General features: G+C 37.5%; 21 protein-coding genes and 1 riboswitch. Of the genes, 16 read left to right on the forward strand and 5 right to left on the reverse strand.

Features of this window, described 5'->3' with window-relative positions:
- Positions 1 to 299 precede the first annotated feature (299 nt).
- The 8 genes from MF646_RS03020 (at position 300) to MF646_RS03055 (ending at position 8,289) form a co-directional block, all read left to right on the forward strand.
- Entirely contained in the window at positions 300 to 2,252 is a 1,953-nt protein-coding gene (locus MF646_RS03020) for an asparagine synthase-related protein (protein WP_250095013.1), read from the forward strand.
- 34 nt (positions 2,253 to 2,286) lie between these two features.
- The gene (locus MF646_RS23160) at positions 2,287 to 2,475 is read left to right on the forward strand and encodes a paeninodin family lasso peptide (protein ID WP_275980183.1); all 189 of its coding nucleotides are present in this window, start codon (positions 2,287 to 2,289) and stop codon (positions 2,473 to 2,475) included.
- A gap of 109 nt (positions 2,476 to 2,584) precedes the next feature.
- Positions 2,585 to 3,511: an HPr kinase/phosphorylase gene (locus MF646_RS03030; RefSeq protein ID WP_250095014.1), complete on the forward strand. Its 927-nt coding sequence runs from the start codon at positions 2,585 to 2,587 to the stop codon at positions 3,509 to 3,511.
- Positions 3,508 to 3,801 carry a lasso peptide biosynthesis PqqD family chaperone gene (locus MF646_RS03035; RefSeq protein WP_250095015.1) on the forward strand — a complete coding sequence of 98 codons (294 nt, stop codon included), beginning with the start codon at positions 3,508 to 3,510 and terminating at the stop codon, positions 3,799 to 3,801. Before MF646_RS03030 ends, MF646_RS03035 begins: the two co-directional genes overlap by 4 nt.
- A 19-nt stretch (positions 3,802 to 3,820) precedes the next feature.
- Positions 3,821 to 4,303, forward strand: a complete 483-nt coding sequence (locus MF646_RS03040) for a lasso peptide biosynthesis B2 protein (RefSeq protein ID WP_250095016.1) — start codon at positions 3,821 to 3,823, stop codon at positions 4,301 to 4,303.
- Positions 4,296 to 5,444, forward strand: a complete 1,149-nt coding sequence (locus tag MF646_RS03045; protein ID WP_250095017.1) for a nucleotidyltransferase domain-containing protein — start codon at positions 4,296 to 4,298, stop codon at positions 5,442 to 5,444. The genes MF646_RS03040 and MF646_RS03045 overlap by 8 nt, the downstream gene beginning before the upstream one ends.
- An 11-nt stretch (positions 5,445 to 5,455) precedes the next feature.
- Positions 5,456 to 7,246, forward strand: a complete 1,791-nt coding sequence (locus tag MF646_RS03050; RefSeq protein ID WP_250095018.1) for an ABC transporter ATP-binding protein — start codon at positions 5,456 to 5,458, stop codon at positions 7,244 to 7,246.
- Positions 7,247 to 7,317: 71 nt separating this feature from the next.
- Positions 7,318 to 8,289, forward strand: a complete 972-nt coding sequence (locus tag MF646_RS03055; protein WP_250095019.1) for a metallophosphoesterase — start codon at positions 7,318 to 7,320, stop codon at positions 8,287 to 8,289.
- A 122-nt stretch (positions 8,290 to 8,411) separates the two neighbouring features.
- On the opposite strand, the gene MF646_RS03060 is transcribed toward MF646_RS03055, so the two are convergent.
- Complete coding sequence (locus MF646_RS03060) at positions 8,412 to 8,555, reverse strand: anti-repressor SinI family protein (protein ID WP_250095020.1); 144 nt, start codon at positions 8,553 to 8,555, stop codon at positions 8,412 to 8,414.
- A 21-nt stretch (positions 8,556 to 8,576) separates the two neighbouring features.
- Positions 8,577 to 8,668: riboswitch (cyclic di-GMP riboswitch) on the reverse strand.
- A gap of 326 nt (positions 8,669 to 8,994) precedes the next feature.
- On the opposite strand from MF646_RS03060, the gene MF646_RS03065 reads away from it, so the two are divergent.
- The 4 genes from MF646_RS03065 (at position 8,995) to MF646_RS23165 (ending at position 11,976) form a co-directional block, all read left to right on the forward strand.
- Positions 8,995 to 9,435, forward strand: coding sequence for a MarR family winged helix-turn-helix transcriptional regulator (locus tag MF646_RS03065; RefSeq protein ID WP_250095021.1), 441 nt, complete (start codon positions 8,995 to 8,997; stop codon positions 9,433 to 9,435).
- A gap of 74 nt (positions 9,436 to 9,509) precedes the next feature.
- Positions 9,510 to 10,121, forward strand: a complete 612-nt coding sequence (locus MF646_RS03070; RefSeq protein ID WP_250095022.1) for a flavin reductase family protein — start codon at positions 9,510 to 9,512, stop codon at positions 10,119 to 10,121.
- A 143-nt stretch (positions 10,122 to 10,264) separates the two neighbouring features.
- Positions 10,265 to 10,936 (forward strand): NAD(P)H:quinone oxidoreductase, encoded by a 672-nt coding sequence (gene wrbA / locus MF646_RS03075; protein ID WP_250095023.1) that lies wholly within the window; start codon positions 10,265 to 10,267, stop codon positions 10,934 to 10,936.
- Between the two features lie 491 nt (positions 10,937 to 11,427).
- A complete protein-coding gene (locus MF646_RS23165; RefSeq protein WP_275980185.1) occupies positions 11,428 to 11,976 on the forward strand; it encodes an acyltransferase in 549 nt (182 codons plus the stop codon).
- A 159-nt stretch (positions 11,977 to 12,135) separates the two neighbouring features.
- Here MF646_RS23165 and MF646_RS03085 read toward each other — a convergent pair whose 3' ends face one another.
- Entirely contained in the window at positions 12,136 to 13,923 is a 1,788-nt protein-coding gene (locus MF646_RS03085) for a S9 family peptidase (protein WP_250095024.1), read from the reverse strand.
- Between the two features lie 195 nt (positions 13,924 to 14,118).
- Here MF646_RS03085 and MF646_RS03090 point away from each other — a divergent pair, with 195 nt between their 5' ends.
- Both MF646_RS03090 and MF646_RS03095 read left to right on the forward strand, forming a co-directional pair.
- A complete protein-coding gene (locus MF646_RS03090) occupies positions 14,119 to 14,412 on the forward strand; it encodes a putative quinol monooxygenase (protein ID WP_250095025.1) in 294 nt (97 codons plus the stop codon).
- 15 nt (positions 14,413 to 14,427) lie between these two features.
- The gene (locus MF646_RS03095) at positions 14,428 to 15,447 is read left to right on the forward strand and encodes an NADH:flavin oxidoreductase/NADH oxidase (RefSeq protein WP_250095026.1); all 1,020 of its coding nucleotides are present in this window, start codon (positions 14,428 to 14,430) and stop codon (positions 15,445 to 15,447) included.
- 175 nt (positions 15,448 to 15,622) lie between these two features.
- On the opposite strand, the gene MF646_RS03100 is transcribed toward MF646_RS03095, so the two are convergent.
- A complete protein-coding gene (locus MF646_RS03100; RefSeq protein ID WP_250095027.1) occupies positions 15,623 to 15,784 on the reverse strand; it encodes a hypothetical protein in 162 nt (53 codons plus the stop codon).
- Positions 15,785 to 15,905: 121 nt separating this feature from the next.
- On the opposite strand from MF646_RS03100, the gene MF646_RS03105 reads away from it, so the two are divergent.
- Both MF646_RS03105 and MF646_RS03110 read left to right on the forward strand, forming a co-directional pair.
- A complete protein-coding gene (locus tag MF646_RS03105; protein ID WP_250095028.1) occupies positions 15,906 to 16,853 on the forward strand; it encodes a CBASS cGAMP-activated phospholipase in 948 nt (315 codons plus the stop codon).
- Between the two features lie 70 nt (positions 16,854 to 16,923).
- A complete protein-coding gene (locus MF646_RS03110; protein WP_250095029.1) occupies positions 16,924 to 17,223 on the forward strand; it encodes a DUF3219 family protein in 300 nt (99 codons plus the stop codon).
- A gap of 60 nt (positions 17,224 to 17,283) precedes the next feature.
- Here the strand turns inward: MF646_RS03110 and MF646_RS03115 are convergent, their stop codons facing one another.
- Positions 17,284 to 17,727, reverse strand: coding sequence for a hypothetical protein (locus MF646_RS03115; protein ID WP_250095030.1), 444 nt, complete (start codon positions 17,725 to 17,727; stop codon positions 17,284 to 17,286).
- A 275-nt stretch (positions 17,728 to 18,002) separates the two neighbouring features.
- The gene (locus MF646_RS03120; RefSeq protein WP_250095031.1) at positions 18,003 to 19,136 is read right to left on the reverse strand and encodes a zinc-dependent alcohol dehydrogenase; all 1,134 of its coding nucleotides are present in this window, start codon (positions 19,134 to 19,136) and stop codon (positions 18,003 to 18,005) included.
- Between the last annotated feature and the right edge of the window lie 146 nt (positions 19,137 to 19,282).

The following is a 19,282-nucleotide window of genomic DNA, read 5'->3' on the forward strand; positions in this document are numbered from 1 at the left end:
TACATATGAAATCATACTAGATTTAAGTTAAAGTTCTCTTCTAGGAGAACTTTAACTTAATAAAACTAGGTTTTATTAAGTTAATTTAGCAAGTAGTAACAAGCGGTAAAAATTACAGATTATTTTTTTATATCACAAAAAAGGACATTTGACATTTATGTAAAAACACTTTTTTATGGGTTCGTTCTTTAATTAAGAATTAGAGATTATGTAATTATAAGAAATTAAATCATTATCTTTTTTAACTTCCCTATTGTTCTTTATAAAGTGTGCGAATAAAGTGATGTTAGGAGGCTGTAATGAGTGCAATTGTTGGCATATATAATTTTAAAAAAGAACCAATAAATAATAACTGTAGTATGGATTTAATGAAATCTTCGCAGTGTTTTCCTGCAGATAATGTTCATACTTTGCAACAAGATAATATTTTCCTGGGGTGTCATGCACAATGGATTACATCTGAATCCATCAATGAAAAACTACCTTATTATGACTATAATAGACAGTTAGCTATAACAGCTGACGTGATCCTTGATAATCGAAAAGAGTTATTTGATATGTTACAGGTTAATAAACAAGATAGAAGATCAATGCCTGATAGTCAATTAATTGTTTTGGCTTATCAAAAATGGGGTGAAGATGTACCTAAGTACTTAATAGGTGACTTTGCAATCGTCATCTGGGATGAAAAGAAGGAGAAACTCTTTGCTGCAAGAGATTTCAGTGGATCTCGTACACTTTACTTTTACAATGATTCCAAACGATTTGCTTTTTCAACCACAATAGAGCCATTATTCACATTACCATACTTAAAGAAAGAACTAAACGAAGAATGGATGGCTGAATTTCTTGCAATTCCTAACATAGTCGAATCTGTAGACATGGTGTCAACACCATATCGATCTGTGCATCAACTACCTCCTTCACATAGTTTGACTGTGAAAGAAGGAAAAGTCACCCTACAAAGGTACAGCAAAATTGAAGTTAATGAAACCTTAAAACTTAGTTCTAACGAAGAATATGAAGAAGCTTTTCAAGAAGTGTTTCAAAGGGCTGTTTCAGATAGGCTTCGAACTTTTGGTAAGGTTGGATCTCACTTAAGTGGTGGTTTAGATTCGGGATCAGTTGTTAGTTTCGCTGCTAAAAATCTACAAAAAGAAAATAAACAACTACATACGTATAGTTATATTCCAGAAGGAGATTTTGTCGATTGGACTGATAAGTATTATGTACCCGATGAAAGACCTTTTATAAAGGAAACGGTCAAACACGTCGGAAACATAAATGACAACTACTTGGATTTTGCTGGCATAAGTCCTTTAACAGAAATTGATAATTTCTTAGACATAATGGAGATGCCATTTAAATTTTTTGAAAACACTTTTTGGCTTAAGGGGATAAGTGAAAGAGCACATAAAGATGGAATTAAAATTCTTTTAAACGGTGCAAGAGGGAATCACTCGATTTCATGGGGGTCTCTGTCTTTAACCTATCAATATTACAGTCATTTAATGAAGAAGTTAAACTGGTTACGCCTTAATCAAGAGCTAGACGCTTACTGTAGGAATTTTAGGACTGGTAAGAAAGTCATGATTCCATTTGTTGCTAAAAAGACATTTCCTAAAATAGGCCAATTATTCTCCAAAGGTGCTCAAAGTGACTATCAGTTTCCGGTTTTCATTAACCCATCCTTAGCTGAAAGGACTAAAGTTTTTGAAAAACTAGGAGATTATGGAGTTAACTTAAATGGTGGGTCAAGTGTCGGAAACCTAACTGATTATAGAAAGAAATATTACCAGAACTTATATACTTGGAATAAAAGCGGGGTAGCTAATACGAAATTATCATTGCGTTATTCCTTGTGGGATAGAGATCCTACAAATGATTTAAGAGTCATCCAATTTTGTCTATCGTTGCCTGAAGAACAATATGTTAACGGAGGAATGGAACGCTCATTTATTCGAAGAGCGACTAAGGGGGTTCTTCCTGATACCGTTAGATTAAATCAAAGCCGTCGCGGGATTCAAGGGGCTGATGTAATTCATCGTATGACTCCAAAGTGGGGTGATTTTATTTCACAATTACATGAGATGATTAAGGATCCCCAAGTTTCTTACTATCTAGACGGTGGAATTCTAAAAAATGCTTTGCAAAAACTAGGGAATACTCCACGTCCAGAAATGGTTTTTGAAGATGAATTTAAAATTTTGACACGCAGTTTAATAGTTTACCGTTTTTTAAAGAGATTCTGACCAGTGAAATGAATATTGAAAGGAGGTGAGATAGATGAGAAAAGAGTGGAAACAGCCATTATTAGAAGTATTAGATGTTAGCATGACAATGAATGGACCAGGTAATGCAAATGCAGATTGTTTTGATGTTTCTGATGGAAGGCACGAAACACATGATGATCAATCAAATGCAAGTTGCAAAAACAAAACTTCAGGCGTTGGTGGAGGAAGTTTGGGTAGTTAAATCTCTTAGATCTTTATAAATTGAATTAATGAAAGTGAAGGCCCTTATACCTTAAGCAAGTATAAGGGAACACTAATTGGTTTTTTATTATTTATTAGGAGGAAACACAGTGAATAGTTATAGAACTTATACAGCTTTCGGCCTAACCATATCAAGCGAATTTCCTCTACCAGAGTTACTTCCAACTAAACTAGAAGCTAAAGTACCCGACGTAGCCATAAAACAAGCAGATTTACAACAAGTCTGGTTTGAACATTCGGAGGATGATCAGTATTTTGTCATCGATGAAACATTCATCATGTTCCGTATGCCAGAGGTCGCGATTTTTCTAATCAGAAATGGAAACGAAATTCTTGTTTCTTCATTTGATGATGCTCATGAAGACCACATTAGACTCTATACGTTAGGAACTTGTATGGGAGCAATCTTAATGCAAAGGAAAGTTCTTCCACTACATGGCAGTGCAGTCGTTATTGGTGGAAAAGCGTATGCGATTGTAGGTAATTCTGGTGCAGGAAAATCCACATTAGCTTCGGCTTTTATAAAGCGAGGTTATCAACTATTAAGTGATGATGTAATACCTGTAACATTAAATGAATCCGGATGTCCAATCGTTACACCTGCTTATCCTCAACAAAAACTTTGGTTAGAGAGCTTGAGTCAATTTGGGATGACATCAGATGGATACCGTCCCATTATCGATCGTGAAACAAAATTTGCGATACCAGTAACGAATCAATTTGTAACTGAACCTTTGCCGCTTGCTGGGGTCATCGAACTTGTGAAAACAAAGAATGAAGAAATTGAGATGCTGCCCATCCAAAATTTAAACAAATTACATACATTATTTGTTCATACATATCGCAATTTCTTTATTGGCCCAGCAGGTTTGATGGATTGGCATTTCCACACGACAGCTAGAATGGCTAATCATATTGAATTGTTCCAATTGCAGCGACCAATATCTAGGTTCACTGCCCATGACTTAACTGAATTAATTTTAGAAACTGTCTATGAGGAGGAGAAGGTTATATGATCAAAAATCAAAATATTATAAATACTCATGTCGTTAGTCAAATTGAAGGCAATATTGTTTCCGATATGGATGGGGAAAAAGTGATGCTAAGTATCCATAATGGCAAGTACTACAACCTTGGGGATATAGGTGGAGAGATTTGGGATTCGATCAAAGAACCAATTACGATTGAAGGTTTAGTAACTAAATTGCAGGCACAGTACGATGTAGGAAAAGCTGAGTGCGAGGAACATGTTATTACCTTTTTAAGTCAATTAATCGATGAAGGGTTAGTACATGTAGAAGGCTAAAGTTGATTCGGAGGTATATATGAAAATAGTAAAACGGGCCAAAGCTTTTTTCGAATTAAAGTGGGAAACAAAAAAGTTATTGTTAGAAGCGTTTATCTATTTAGGATGGGCTAGGTTTTTGAAAACTCGTCCTTTCGCTAAAATCGCCCCTTCACTCGGTAAAAAAATGGAAGAAACGACTTATACTCCGAACATGGCGAATAGAGAAACGTTACTTAATATATCAAATGCGACCCATATTATGAGTCGTTATACATTTTGGGAAAGCCAATGTTTGGTGAAGGCCATTGCTGGGATGAAGATGCTAGAGAAGAGGAACATTGAGAGTACGCTGTATTTAGGAACCGGGAAGGACGACAAAGGGAATTTCGCCGCACATGCATGGCTGCGTAGCGGACCGTTTTACGTATCTGGTTCAGAAGGAATGGAGAAATTTACCGTGATTGCAAAATTTGCAAAGGAGATTACGCCTGAGAAGGTTGAAGGAGAAACCTATGGATAAGTCAATTAACACAGCTGGCATATCAAGCGAACTTACATATATCTTTGAATTATTGAAGGATAACAATACGAACACTCGAATGCCAGAATTAGACTGGGAATTATTTTTAAATCTTTCATTACATCATCGTGTGTTTCCGTTGCTACATTCAAAGGTTAAGAATCTTGATGTTCCAGTTCATGTTTCAAAGTTTTTGCAAGTACATTATCAGCAAAATATATTTAGGATGATGTCCTTAACGGGAGAAATGGAAAAGGTGAGTGAAATCTTTTCTAACAGTAAGATAAGAACACTCTTTTTAAAAGGGCCTGTTCTTGCTCATGACCTGTATGGAGATTTGTCGCTTCGTACATCGAGTGATTTAGATTTTCTCATTCCAATTGAACATCTTGAGAGAGCAGAGGAGATTCTAGTTGAACTTGGATATGAGAAAGATGATTATATTGAATCCGTATTAAACGATTGGCGCTGGAGGCACCATCATGTGACTTACTATCATCCTGTGAAACAGATGAAGCTTGAGATTCATTGGCGTCTACATCCAGGTCCTGGGAAAGAACCAAGTTTTCAAGAGTTATGGGAACGCAGGAATAAAAGTTCTAATACAAAATCACCTGTATATTTGCTTGGGAAAGAAGATTTATTTGTCTTCCTAGTTGCACACGGTGCAAGACATGGTTGGTCACGGCTGCGCTGGTTAGTTGATATCCAAAAAATTATGAAACAGGAACTTGATTGGGCTAAGGTTTATCAGCTTTTTCAAAAGTATCACAATCCTCATGTTGGTGGTCAGGCGATCATTTTAGCTTCTGAACTGTTAGATGCTGAGTTCAAAGAAGAAATGACTCCGTTTGTAACGAATACAGCGATGAAATTAGCTCAAGAGGCTATTTTTTATCTTGAAAGAATGGTGAATTTACATACAGATCCGGTTCCAGAAGACATATCAAGCTATCATGCGAGCCATCTTTTTTCATTAATGTCTACTCAGCAAAAGGCGATCCACCTTCTCAGCTTATTGCATCCATTTCCAGAGGATGCTCAAACGTTACCATTACCGAAACCCCTTCATTTTCTATATTTTCCCCTTCGACCTGTCTTATGGGCTTGGAGGAAAACTAGGAAACAGGCTGTTTTGTAGGAGGTATTTATATGAAAGATATTCTCTATTTTCTTAAACAGATTCATGCATATGCTGGGAAGAAGCTATACACGAATATGTTTGCGATGATGTTAATTGGTTTGCTTGATGGGATTGGGATATTGTTGTTAATTCCCATGATCGCTATGACTGGGGTTGTAAACTTAGATGCAGAAGGGACGCCTTTAGCTGGAGTACTAGGCTTTTTGCAAGATATTCCTGGTGCCGTAGGTCTACCTGTCATTTTAGCAGCCTTTGTATTGATTGTTATTGGTCAAAACTTGATCCAAAGGCAGATCACGATTCGAAATACTAGAATTCAACATGGTTTCTTCAGACATATGCGCGTTGAGACCTACCGTTCATTGCTTCATGCCAATTGGCGATTTTTTATTAAAAACCGAAAATCTGATCTCGTGAATTTTATGACAGCTGAGATTGCTCGTTCAAGTGCTGGAACTCATTCATTTTTACAATTTTTAGCTTCTCTGATTTTTACTTGTATACAAATTGGATTGGCTTTTTGGCTATCGCCAAGTATTACTTCATTTGTCTTAGCATGCGGTTTAATTTTGTTGTTCTTTAACCGTAAATTCCTTAAACGTTCTCTAGAGTTAGGGAGTCGTAACTTTACATTAGGGAAAGAATATTTAGGTGGTGTCACAGACCAAATCAACGGCATCAAAGATATTAAAAGCAATACTTTAGAAGAATCCCGTATGAACTGGTTTAAAAAAGTAACAGCAAGCATGGAGAAGGAACAAGTGGAATATACCGTTTTAAAAACGACTTCACAGCTTTATTACAAAGTGGCTTCTGCGGTTTTGATTGCTGTCTTTATTTTTATCGCAGTAAACTTGTTTAACGCCCAAGCAGCTCAACTCATGCTCATTATCGTCATATTCTCTAGACTTTGGCCACGAGTGGCTGGAATTCAAGGTTCTTTAGAGCAAATTGCCACGACGATGCCTTCTTTTAAGGCGGTTAAAGCATTGCAGAATGAATGCAGGGAAGCAAAGGAATTTGAAAACATCAATAGTACAGATGTAAAGCCAATCGAAGTACATAAAGGGATCGAGTGCCAAAACATTCAATTCCGTTACAACGAATCTGGTTACGCCTTAAAAAATATTAACCTCTCAATCCCAGCAAATCAAATGACCGCTTTTGTCGGGCGTTCAGGTGCAGGAAAGAGTACGTTAATTGACTTACTCATGGGGTTAAATCAACCGGAGCAAGGTCAAGTACTCATTGATGGTACTCCTTTAACAAGTGACAATCTCATTTCACTTAGAAGAGCGATCAGCTATGTACCTCAAGATCCGTTTTTGTTTAATGCTAGTATCCGAGAAAACTTGCAGTTGGTCGTACCTGATGCAACCGAAGCGGAGATGTGGGAAGCACTTGAGTTTTCATCCGCAGCGGAATTTGTAAGAAAGCTTCCTGAAGGTCTTGATTCACTAATTGGTGACCGCGGCATTAAACTGTCTGGGGGAGAACGGCAGCGCCTTGTGTTAGCTAGAGCGATTTTACGAAATCCATCCATTCTTGTTTTAGATGAAGCGACAAGTGCTTTGGATACAGAAAATGAAGCAAAAATCCAGGCAGCTTTGGAACGATTAAAAGGAAAGATGACCATTATCGTTATTGCACACCGTTTATCCACAATACGAAATGCCGATCAAGTTGTTGTTCTTGATGGGGGAGAAATCATTCAAAAGGGTGGATTCACACAGCTTGCTGCTCAAAAGAAAAGTACATTTAGCCACCTGTTACGAAATCAAATGGAAGCTACACCTTAAGGGGGTGTTTCAAAAGGGTCCGTTTTTGACCTTTTGAAACACCCCTGCTGTTTAGATAGGAGAGAGAGTCATTGAGGAAAGTAGGAGGAAAAGGGATGCTAGGTCTTTTATTGCTATTTGTTGTTCTAATTATTTATACGGTTTGGGACAATCAGCGGATCATTGTGGTAGAGCAAGAAATAGTAATAGAGCACCTGCCAGAGGGATTTGACGGGTTTACGATCCTTCAAATAACCGATTTGCATGAAAGAGAATTTGGGAAGAATCAAGCGAGTTTAATTGAGAAGGTGAACTCAGTTAAGTATGATGCAATCGTTTTTACTGGAGATATGTTAGATAGCAATGCGAGTACAAACTATCGGCCTTTTTATCAGTTGATTGAAGGGATACATAATAAGACTCATGCCCTTTACGTGCCGGGGAATGCGGATCCGAACAACTATTTCCTGCACCCTACCAGGCCTTTTGAGAAGGATGAATTCATTAAAGGCATGGAACACCGTGGAGTAAAGCTGCTTGAATCGATTTATACAATTAATGATGAAGCAGGAGCTGCGATTCAGTTTGTGGAATTTGACATAGCGGTAAAAAATAAAGAAATATACTTAAATAGACCAGAGCCGAATAATGAGGCATACAAAGCGTATATGGATCATCAAAAGCAATTGTTTGATGAAATGGAGTCTTTGGATAAATCGAACGTAACGATTGCCCTTTCTCACTATCCAATCGTTGACCGTCGAATCGATTATATGGCGTCTAGCCCTCAGTTTATGTTTAGACAGTTTGATTTACTCTTGGCAGGGCATTATCATGGTGGGCAAATACGTCTTCCATTTATAGGTGCTCTATTCGTTCCAGAGCCGTGGTATGACCGGAGAGGAATTTTACCGCCGCGTGATCGGGTAAAAGGGTTATGGGAGTACCGCGGGATTCAGCAATATGTCAGTACGGGACTTGGGAGCAGCGATGCGATTCCAATGTTACGTTTTCGATTTTTGAATCCTCCGGAAATAAATATATTAACATTAAAGAAAAAATAAATTTGAAAAATAGGTTTATTACCTAAATGAAATGGGTAAATAAAAATATAAGAAAAAAAGATGGGTTATCCCCCACCTTTGCTTCTTATCCTACTAACTTTTTAACTAGACTTAAAGAATCATTACTTATTAGTTAGTTTGCTATTCTTACAAATGAATTGTTTTACTTCTTCAGGTGTAAGTCCAATTTCTTTTGCTTCCTGTAATAGCGTGACCCATTCTTGGTCAAGTGTTTCCATTTTTTCTGCATTTGAAGATACAATCACAGTCTTTCTCCGCCTCCATTGTTCGGTAACTCAGCCATCATAGCAAAAGAAATTTTCACCTTAGATCTGTAGTTTTGCGCCCTAATTTTTCAAGAAGTTTGCCTTTTTCGCTATTATTTTTATAAAAAAGATTGAACAAGGAAAAGTAGTTTAGTAAAAAGTTAGCAGAAGTAAATTTTTCAGACACTTCTTAAAATTTCATTAATTATCTCACTACAATAGTACCATATTTTTTGTGCCAATATTAGTAAAAAGTTCCAAAAATATCGACATTATTTGTAAAAATCCTACAAAGACTTTTGTCGAATTGGTTTTCTGAAACGGTTGTAATAAAATGGAAATGTTTAATTCTTCCTGCAACTATAGTTGTAGTTGACAATGAGTGAAAGTAAATTGTATAATTATCTCGAAACTGAGGTAATTAAAGGAACTGATATTTATGCATAAATATGAAGAGGATATTTCATTAAAATTATTTGTTGTCATGACCCGAGCGATTCAAGCCATTACCAAACGAGTCGAAGAAGATATAAAAGGTTATGGTTTAAATCCAACTGAATTTGGTGTTCTTGAACTTCTTTACAGCAAAGGCGATCAACCAATTCAAAAGATTGGTCAAAAAGTATTGCTTGCAAGTAGCAGCATTACGTATGTAGTTGATAAGCTTGAGAAGAAACAGTATATTAAAAGACAGCCATGCCCGAAAGATCGTCGTGTCACGTATGCGACAATTACAGAGGAAGGCACTCAGTTAATGCAAGAAATCTTTCCGAAGCATAAAGAAGCTATTGAAGAGATCTTTGGAGGGCTTAAAGCAGAAGAGAAAGAACTAATGATTGAGCAATTAAAAAAATTAGGCTTTTATGCACAAGAGCTTTAATTTTTTTACTTATTTATCTCGAATTAAGATTAAATGAATTCATAATGTAATAGAGATAGGCAGGAGGTAGCATAATGAAATCAATTGATCCATACCAGTTAGCTGAACGTGAGAATTACAAGTTTTTAACGGGAAGCATTATTCCAAGACCGGTTGCTTTCGTGACGACTCTTTCGGGGCAGGGTGTCCTTAACGCTGCACCATTTAGTTATTTTAATGTCGTCTCGTCAAATCCGCCGTTGATTTCTGTTTCTGTCGGTCGGAAAAATGGGAAAATGAAAGATACATCGAGAAATGCGATTGAGCAAAATGAATTTGTTGTTCATATTTCTGATGAATCCTTTATTGAAAAGATCAACATGACCGCTAAAAACCTCCCTTCAGATAAAAGTGAAGTTGCAGATGCAGGCTTAACGCCCGTTGATAGTTTAAAAATAAGTGTACCGGGTATAAAGGAAGCAAGGATTCGAATGGAATGTGTGCTAGAAAAAGCGATATCTCTTGGTGGAACAGATGACAGTCCTTCTTGTGACTTATTAATTGGGCGTGTTGTTCAATACCACATTCGAGAAGAATTGTATGAGAATGGGAGAATTGATGCTTTAAGATTACAACCAGTCAGCCGATTAGCTGGTAATGCTTATTCTAAGTTAGGTGAAACGTTTGAACTTGAACGTCCACAATAAATTGCCCTTCTACATCAGAAGGGAATTTTCACGACAAATATCTCGAATTCATATTGTATGAACTCGTTTTATATAAACTAGAACTTTTTAAGGGGGTGTTGGTCTTCTGATGTAAGTACATATAAAAAGGAGTGTGAGAGGCTATGAGTTTTATAAAGAAGTTATTTGGTCAAACTAATAAAAAAGATGAGGAGTCGATCAATATGTCAAACGTTAAATTAGCAGTTATTTATTACAGTTCTACAGGTACAAACTATCAATTAGCAAAGTGGGCAGAAGAAGGTGGGAACGCAGCAGGTGCAGAAGTGAAAGTTCTGAAAGTACCTGAACTTGCTCCTGAAGCAGCGATTGAATCAAACCCAGCATGGAAAGCGCATGTCGAAGAAACAAAAGATGTACCAGAAGTTACATTGGATGATCTAGAGTGGGCAGATGCGATTATTTTCAGTGTTCCGACACGTTTTGGTAACATGGCAGCTCAAATGAAGCAATTCATTGATACAACTGGTGGATTATGGTTTGAAGGAAAACTTGCTAACAAAGCGGTTAGTGCGATGTCTTCAGCAAGTAATGCACATGGTGGGCAGGAAGCAACGATTCTATCCCTTTATACAACAATGTACCACTGGGGTGCGATTGTTGCATCACCTGGCTACACAGATCCTTTATTATTTGCTTCAGGCGGGAACCCGTACGGAACAAGTGTAACAGTAGGTCAAGATGGAAAGATGCAAGAAAATGTAGAAGAAGCAGCGAAGTACCAAGCGAAGCGTACGGTTCAAGTTGCTGAGTGGATTAAAAAAGGAAATCAATAATAATAACGTCCCCTCGCTATAGAAGCCTTTATATGCGAGGGGATTTTTGTCTGGTTAGACGGTAGGAAACGTCGAGAATCGTAAGGAAATGTTGCTTTATGCGCTTGCCCAGGAAAGGAGAGAGTGGATTATTATGGTGGTGGCATTTTTGATAGAAGGCCCCTCATTTTTAAAAAGGAATGTCTACAATATAACAGCTACTATTTTAAAAATTATTGAGCATACTTGTCATTTCTTTAGGACTACTCGTCATTTTAATGCAAATAATTACGATCCTCGAGACCTACCTACAAAAAATTAATCAAACGTTTGTTTAATTCAACTTAAGTGCCTCATAACTCTTACTGATGATTCCGAAATAACTTGAGTTTTTTCTCATAAAGTTATTTAATTCTTTTTCCGAGAATCAAACCCCTTTGCTATCTAATATTGAGATACCCTAAGCGCCAACCTTATTTTCATTCAATTAAATATTCTTTTCTTGAGGTTTTTTGGAAAAAACTATAAAATCAAGAAAAAGAAAGGAATATAATATGAAATTAATTAAAATCTATGTATCTACGATTATTTGGAATTTATTGGTAAATACAATTGCAAAATCTATATTAATCCCTCAAAAAATTCGTTTCTATTTATATAGGTGTGCAGGAATGAAAATCAAGACTTCTAATATTAGGTCAGGATGTACTTTTAGAGGTAAAAGCATTTTTATAGAGGAAGGTGTTTTCCTGAACCATAATGTATTTATTGACGCTTGGGAGAGAGTAACAATAAAGGAAAATACCTCTATAGCTTTTGATGTGTTAATTTGTACATCTAGCCATGCTATTGGAAAATCAAATAAAAGGGCTGGTGAATCAAATAGAAAGCCTATAACTATTGGTAAAGGGTGTTGGATTGGGGCTAGAGCGACAATTTTACCAGGGGTCGTTATTGAAGATGGATGTGTAATCGCGGCTGGCGCTCTCGTTAATAAAGATTGTCAGTCAAATGGTTTATACGCAGGTACACCGGCTATACGAATTAAAGATTTAGATTGATTCAAAAATTTGAAAAAATTTAACTGGAAACGAATAATAACTGCAGATATTTTAACCTGTAGCAAGATTAATCAAACGTTTGTTTAATTTTTTAGAACTCGTCAAAATCTGCCATGGCATAACAAAAATAGAGGCACCACCGAAGTGCCTCTAATACCGTTACTGATGCTTCTCCAAAAACTCAAGCATCTTCTCATAAACTTTAATCTCATTTTCTTTTTTCGAGAATCCGTGACCCTCGTCATCTAACACGAGGTATTCCACATCAACTCCGTTTCCTTTTAGAGCGTTAACAATTTGATCAGATTCTTCTTTAACAACTCGAGGATCGTTCGCCCCTTGAATAACGAGCATCGGTTTAACCATGTTGTCTAAGTACGTAATAGGTGAATCTTTTTCTAAGCGCTCTTTGTCTTCAATTGGATCTCCTAACCAGCGTTTCATTATTGGTTTCCAATGTTCTGGAACGGAATTAAGGAATGTGAAGAGATTGCTTACTCCAAAAATATCAACTGTTGCTCGGAAGTATTCAGGGTGTCTTCCGGCAAGTAGCAAGCTCATATATCCTCCGTAACTTCCTCCGACGACAAATAGCTTTTCTTGATTCGTAATTCCTTGTTCGAATAACCATTCAATACCGTGTACGCAGTCAAGGCGAGGGCCTTCACCCCAGTCTCCTTCAACAAGCTTTGTAAAAGAAGCACCGTAGCCCGTACTCCCGCGGAAGTTCGGTGCAAAAATCGTATAGCCGCGATTTAAAAAGCATTGAAACATCGCTCTGAACCATTTTCTTTCCGCTGACTGTGGTCCCCCGTGTGGCCAGACGATCGTATAGCCATTTGAAAGTTCTGGTTTTGCTTTAAAGAGTAGGGCTTCGATGTTCATCCCATCAAACGATTTATATGTGATGACATCAGGTTCGACCATTTGTTCTTCGGAGACACCGAGGACGTTATTTTTTGTTAGTTGTTCAAATGGTTGATCTGCTTTTTGTACATAAATATTGCTTGGAACGGTTGAGCTTCTGCCACGAAGATAAAGGTTGCCTTGTTCACTGACAACAAGCTCTTCAATTACGTCTGTTGGGCATTCAATACGTTCCGGAGCTTTAGCACCTAGCTCAAATGAATAAAGATGGTCCGTTACGCCTTTTTCGGTTGCAAAGTACAGCTTCTTTTGTTTCTCATTCCATTTAATGAACTTGATATTTTCTTGTTCTAGTTTTAATTGTGGTGTGAACGTTCGGCTAGCAATATCAAATGAAGCAATATAGGAAAACTCTTCTCCATAATTAGTTACAAAGTAAATAGTTGCTTCATCGACATAAACAGGGCTAGATACAGTGTGTACCTCTTCTTTTGAAGGGGTAAGCAGCACTTCTTCCCCGTCAATATGAAGGTAGGCTACTTGGTACGTGTTAGCAAAAATTCGAGCTGTGACAAAGCTGGTTTCATCCTTTGCTACAGCAGAAAGGTAGGTCGGTGCTTCGACACCCTTATACAGAATCGTATCTTCTTTTGACTTCATGTCATAACGATGAATGTTTAAAAACTGAGAATTGCCTTTACTTGTAATGTAATAAAGAATGTTGCCGTCTTTTGATTGATCGGCAAAAAAGAATTTATCGGTCTTGTCACCTGTAATAAGTGGCTGCGGTTTTCCACCTTCTGCAGGAAGGGCGTATATATGATAGTTTTCATCACCGTTATCGTCAAAGCCAGCTAGGACGAAGCGATTCTCCGGATCTATTTTAATAAAGTTACATTGTTGATCCACTTGAGCAAATAGAGAAGGAAACTGGTTTGGGAAATCAACACTCCAAAGGTTATTCTTTCCGTTTAAATTGCTGCTGAAAATGAGTCTGCTTTCATCCTTGCTTACAGCAAACGTGGAAATTGCGTATGTACGAAAAAATTGTTCGACATCAGGCTTAGGGAATTGGATCAAATAGCTCACTCCTTAATTGGGTAATAGATTGCTAGTTATATTTTAACAGATTGTTCAATTGTTCTAAATATTTCCATTTCAAATAAGCAGATTTTTTGCTATTGATTTCGTAAATGATTATAGTGTAGATGTTGCCTTTGTTATTTTTTAACACTGGATACATAAATAAAAAACAATGTAGTTGGAGGGAACGTTATGGTTGTTATTCATGCTTATCTTCATGTGTTGCCTGAAAAAAGAGAGCTGTTTCTTGATCACGTTCAGGACTTAATTACGAACTCAAAAGCAGAAGAAGGAAATATCACATATCATCTGTATGAAGATACGGAAGAAAAAACGAAATTTGTGATGGTCGAAGAGTGGAGAGATGAAGCTGCAGTCGAGTTCCATAATCAAACGGAACATTTCAAAAACTTCGGCGCTAGAGCAGGAGATTGGTTTGCAACTCCTCCAGAAGTACAGCAGTTTGCTGTATCAAGAAAGTATTAGAAAGGAAGACTAATTATGCCAACTTTGTTAGATTCATTTGAATATAAGGGATTACAGCTGAAAAATAGAATTGTTATGCCACCAATGTGTCAGTACTCCGTTACGGCAAAAGATGGGAAGCCAAATGATTGGCATTTCACACATTATACAAGTCGAGCGATTGGCGGGACAGGGTTAATTATTATGGAGATGACAGATGTGGAGCCAGATGGAAGAATTTCTGATTTTGATTTAGGAATCTGGTCCGATGATCATATTCCGGCATTTGAACGGATCGTAAAGGCTTGCCAAAGCTACGGTGCGAAAGTAGGCATTCAAATTGCACATGCTGGTCGAAAAGCAGAGGATGCCGAAGTTCCTGTTTCTTCAACATCAGTTGCTTTTTCAGAGGATTACAAAGCGCCTCGAGAATTAACAACAGAAGAAGTAGAAGAGATGGTAGGTAAATTTGAACAAGCGTTTCAGCGTGCGGTAGCGGCTGGGGTGGATACAATTGAAATTCATGGAGCACATGGGTACTTAATTCATCAGTTCCAATCTCCTTTAACGAATCAGCGAGAAGACAAATACGGGCAAGATAAAAGTTTATTTGGTCGTGAAATCATAAAAGCTGCGCGTCGCGTTATGCCAGAATCGATGCCTTTAATTATGCGGATTTCAGCAAAAGAGTACGCTCAAGAAGGCTACGATGTGAATTATGCGATTGAGTTAGCACAGAAGTATAAAGAAGAAGGCGTGGATATTTTCCATATTTCTTCAGGTGGGGAAAGTAACAACGGACCTGAATACTCTGGCAAAGGATATCAAGTCGACCTTGCTGCAGCAGTGAAACAAGCGTTAGATGTACCTGTAATTGCTGTTGGAAGAATGGAAGATGCTCAGTTTAGTGATGAGGCTGTTCGTGAAGGAAAAGCAGATCTTGTTGCCGTAGGTAGAGGAATGCTTCGCAGTCCGTTTTGGGCGAATGAAGCGTCGCTTGCATTAGGCGGTGAAATTTTAACTCCGAATGCATTACGAGCAGGGTATAGTTTTTAAAAGGGGTTATCCCAAAAGGTCTGTTTTTTGACCTTTTGGGATAACCCCGAAGCAATGTGCGGAGTCGCTACATCTTTTGAAAGCCTTGAGAGGAGTGGGTTTCTCCTCTCAAGGCGAGTAGCGAACGGAGCCATTGCCATCTTTTAATATTGGCTTTGATACATCCCCTTTAGTCCTAAGTTGCATTATGCTGACTTTCTTCGTACGCAATCAGAACAACATCCTTATCGGTTGTACTTCTAATTTCGTCTTCTAACGATACGATTCTCTGTAACATGTCAGGGCTTAAATGTGCCGCTGTGTAGCGATCAAATTCTACTGGCTTATTTGACTCCATTTGGTTCAACTCCTTCATTTACTCAATAATAAAATTCTCTTAAGTAAGAAGTTCTATACTGACATAGAAAATGTAATGATTTGGAATTGTTGTAATACTGCTTCATTAGTAGGTAAATGCTATGACTAAAACTAAGCATGAAAAGGTGACGATCTTGAAGATTTTATGCCTTGATGGTGGTGGGATTCGAGGAGTGTTTGAAGTAGCGATATTACAAGCGCTCGAAGAAGAATACAACCAGCCTATTACGAATTTATTTGACCTTGTAGCAGGAACGAGCACAGGTTCGATTATTGCTACATCGGTTATTTTAGAAAAAAGAATGTCTGATGTATTAGACAGTTATAAACAATTTGGAAAGAAGGTTTTTAAGCGCCAGGCGAAAATTGGGATATTTAAAAGTGTTTATAGTGATAAGGATTTGCGCCAATATTTTAAGGGGATGTTTGGTGATTTAACGTTATCGGATATAGCGAAACCGCTTTTAATTCCAGCGGTCGATGTGACTCATGGCAAACCGTATGTATACCGCTCAAATTATGGTCATCCTGGCAGCGATGATCTCTCAATTAAATTATGGGATGCTGTGCTCTCATCTTGTTCAGCACCTGTTTATTTTCCGCCAAACAACATTAAAAATAAATATTTATCTGTTGATGGAGGGTTATGGGCCAATAATCCATCATTGGTTTGTATTACAGAGGCACTTGATTATTTTAAGTTGAATGTAGGAGACTTGAAGATTTTATCACTTGGTACAGGGTTACAGGACATTGAATACAATATTGAACCAGACAAATATTGGGGAATTAAAAAGTGGTTGCCTTTTCGTTTAATGACCATGAAAGTTCAACCTAAGTTACTTGACTTGGCTCTTGATCTTTCGTCTGAATCGATTTCCTATCATTGTCAAATTCTTTTAGGAAATCAATATTTTCGATTAAATAGGGATTTAGGAGATGAAATTCCTTTTGATGATGTGACATTTGTTGATGAATTAATTGCATTAGGAAAGCATGTGTTCGAAGAGAAAAAAGGTGAAATTAAGAAGTTTTTAGATTTAGAATGACAGGAAAAAGACAATTTATCCAATTGTAAGCATATAATTAAACAAAATAGAGTAAATGAGGTGAGGATAGGTGGTAACGGAAGTCTATTTAAATGATGTATCAATTCCTGTAATCAGTTTTAAGTCTGAGCAGGTAGAATCAAATGAAGGGAAATCTTTAACGAAAATCACATTTGATTTTAAAGTGAGAAGTGGAGAGGAATATCACAAAATCACTACATTGCTCTATAAAATGAATTTTGATGTGAGGGTTCCAGCACAAGAGATAGAGTTCAAGGGTACCATTCAGAACTATTCTACGTCATTTACCAATTTGTATGAAGAAAATAATGTAGGGGTGTTCCACCTTCAACTTATTGAGATAGCGTAAAACATGCAATAAAGAGGAGAGGATGACAGAAGGAATATCAACGTCATCCTCTCATTGGATTTAATAAAAATAAGGGAAGAAGAATCTTCTTAAGAAATGGAATGGAAAATGACGACGTCTAAAACGACGGAATCTTCTAGGGAAACCATATCCATAGCCATGCCCATATCCTCCACCAGGGAAATAACCGCCATACCCTCCATAACGAAGATCTGTTTCGTCATCGCGGTCCGTATCACCGGCTGGCATAAGCATGTTCACGCCGTTCCGGTCGATACCATCGATAATTCCATCATGAACTTGACCGTCTTGAGTTTCAAATTGCATTAAGTGATGATGATACCTTTGACATAAATCATGTAATTGTTGAAGATGATCAGGACTTAATCCCATGTGTTGTTGTTGTTGCATAGTAGGATCCATCGCCGTATGTGGTTGCTGCGGCATCATTCCGTGCTGAACTGGTTGACCGTGTGGCAGTTGATTCATTTGCTGATTGTGCATTGATTTTCTCCTCCTTTTCTAAAACCAAGATATTCATCTATGGGTAAATGTGACACTATGGATTTTGAAAAAATTTGAACTTTTTTGAGGGAACTGTTTGTAAAAGAGATGATGGAAGGTATAAGTGGGTTAAAACAGGGTTTGAGCTAGGATAGTGGCTGAAGAGTGAGGATGGGATTTTAGAAAGCTGGATAAAGAGAAAGTACAAAAAATAGAGCATTCAAAAGTGTATTCCTATACTCTTTTGAATGCTCATTATTTCTTCAACAAATGGATTATGGTTTTAGAACAACTTTAATACAATCATCGTCATGATTATTAAACATTTTGTACGCTTCATTCGCATCATCAAGGTTAGCTACATGTGTAATAATTTCTCTAGGGTCGTATTCGTTATTAATAATTTGATCATATAACGTCGGCATAATTGGGATGACAGGAGCTTGTCCCATTTTTATTGTAATGTTTCGTGAGAAGAATGGACCTAATGGAAAGTTATTATAATGGCTGCCATACACCCCGGTTAATTGAACCGTTCCAGCTTTTCTTACAGCTTTTGTTGCAATTTGAACCGGACCGAGTGTTCCACCTTGCAGCTTTAATTTCTGTTCGATAAACTCCAGTGGAGATTTCTTTCCGTCCATTCCTACACAGTCAATGACAACGTCGGCACCGCCTGAAGTGATTTCTTTTAAATGTTCACCCATGTCAGGGAACTCGGTAAAGTCAAATGTCTCAACATTGTTTGTTTTTTTCGCGTGATTTAAGCGGTAATCTAAATAGTCAACAGCAATGACACGCTTGGCGCCTTTTCTCCATGCGTATTTTTGCGTCATTAGACCAACTGGTCCGGATCCAAGTACAATAACAGTATCTCCTTCTTTTACGCCCGCATGTTCGACGCTCCAATACGCAGTTGGTAGTACATCCGATAAAAAGAGGAGAGATTCATCTTCAAGCTCACATGATTCTGGAATGACAAAAGGAGTAAAGTTGCCGAATGGGACTTTTAAATACTCAGCCTGACCACCTGGATGATTTCCGAATTTTTCTGTATAGCCAAAATATCCACCTGAGTCATAGTGCGGATTGGAATTGTCACATTGACTCGTTAAATCATGTTCACAATAAATACAATGACCGCACGCTACGTTAAAAGGAACAACGACTCGATCCCCTTTTTTTACTTTTGTTACATCAGGGCCGACTTCTTCAACAATTCCCATAGGTTCATGACCGATGCTATATCCTTTTGGAACAGGAAAGTTACCTTGGTACAGATGTAAATCAGAGCCACAAATGGCTGTGCTCGTTATTTTTACAATGATATCGTCTTTTTTCTCAATTTTAGCGTCCTCTACGTTCGTCACTTCCACGTGATTTGGACCTTGATATGTTACGGCTCTCATGATGACACTCCATTCATTTATCTTTTTTTACATTTACAGTATCTCCACTAAGTAACTTCGAACGTCAGTCAATTATTAACATCTATATCTATTATGCAATGTGAGGATTACTGATTTAGATTAGTAAAGATGGGTAACATAAAAAA

Origin of the sequence: Halalkalibacter alkaliphilus, from assembly GCF_023555415.1 — a bacterium.
Taxonomy (GTDB): domain Bacteria; phylum Bacillota; class Bacilli; order Bacillales; family Bacillaceae_D; genus Halalkalibacter; species Halalkalibacter alkaliphilus.

Coding starts and splice junctions, on each gene's coding strand:
- MF646_RS03020 (WP_250095013.1), top strand. CDS start 300: ATGAGTGCAATTGTTGGCATATATAATTTTAAAAAAGAACCAATAAAT.
- MF646_RS23160 (WP_275980183.1), top strand. CDS start 2,287: ATGAGAAAAGAGTGGAAACAGCCATTATTAGAAGTATTAGATGTTAGC.
- MF646_RS03035 (WP_250095015.1), top strand. CDS start 3,508: ATGATCAAAAATCAAAATATTATAAATACTCATGTCGTTAGTCAAATT.
- MF646_RS03040 (WP_250095016.1), top strand. CDS start 3,821: ATGAAAATAGTAAAACGGGCCAAAGCTTTTTTCGAATTAAAGTGGGAA.
- MF646_RS03045 (WP_250095017.1), top strand. CDS start 4,296: ATGGATAAGTCAATTAACACAGCTGGCATATCAAGCGAACTTACATAT.
- MF646_RS03050 (WP_250095018.1), top strand. CDS start 5,456: ATGAAAGATATTCTCTATTTTCTTAAACAGATTCATGCATATGCTGGG.
- MF646_RS03065 (WP_250095021.1), top strand. CDS start 8,995: ATGCATAAATATGAAGAGGATATTTCATTAAAATTATTTGTTGTCATG.
- MF646_RS03070 (WP_250095022.1), top strand. CDS start 9,510: ATGAAATCAATTGATCCATACCAGTTAGCTGAACGTGAGAATTACAAG.
- wrbA (WP_250095023.1), top strand. CDS start 10,265: ATGAGTTTTATAAAGAAGTTATTTGGTCAAACTAATAAAAAAGATGAG.
- MF646_RS03090 (WP_250095025.1), top strand. CDS start 14,119: ATGGTTGTTATTCATGCTTATCTTCATGTGTTGCCTGAAAAAAGAGAG.
- MF646_RS03095 (WP_250095026.1), top strand. CDS start 14,428: ATGCCAACTTTGTTAGATTCATTTGAATATAAGGGATTACAGCTGAAA.
- MF646_RS03100 (WP_250095027.1), bottom strand. CDS start 15,784: ATGGAGTCAAATAAGCCAGTAGAATTTGATCGCTACACAGCGGCACAT.
- MF646_RS03105 (WP_250095028.1), top strand. CDS start 15,906: ATGACTAAAACTAAGCATGAAAAGGTGACGATCTTGAAGATTTTATGC.
- MF646_RS03115 (WP_250095030.1), bottom strand. CDS start 17,727: ATGCACAATCAGCAAATGAATCAACTGCCACACGGTCAACCAGTTCAG.
- MF646_RS03120 (WP_250095031.1), bottom strand. CDS start 19,136: ATGAGAGCCGTAACATATCAAGGTCCAAATCACGTGGAAGTGACGAAC.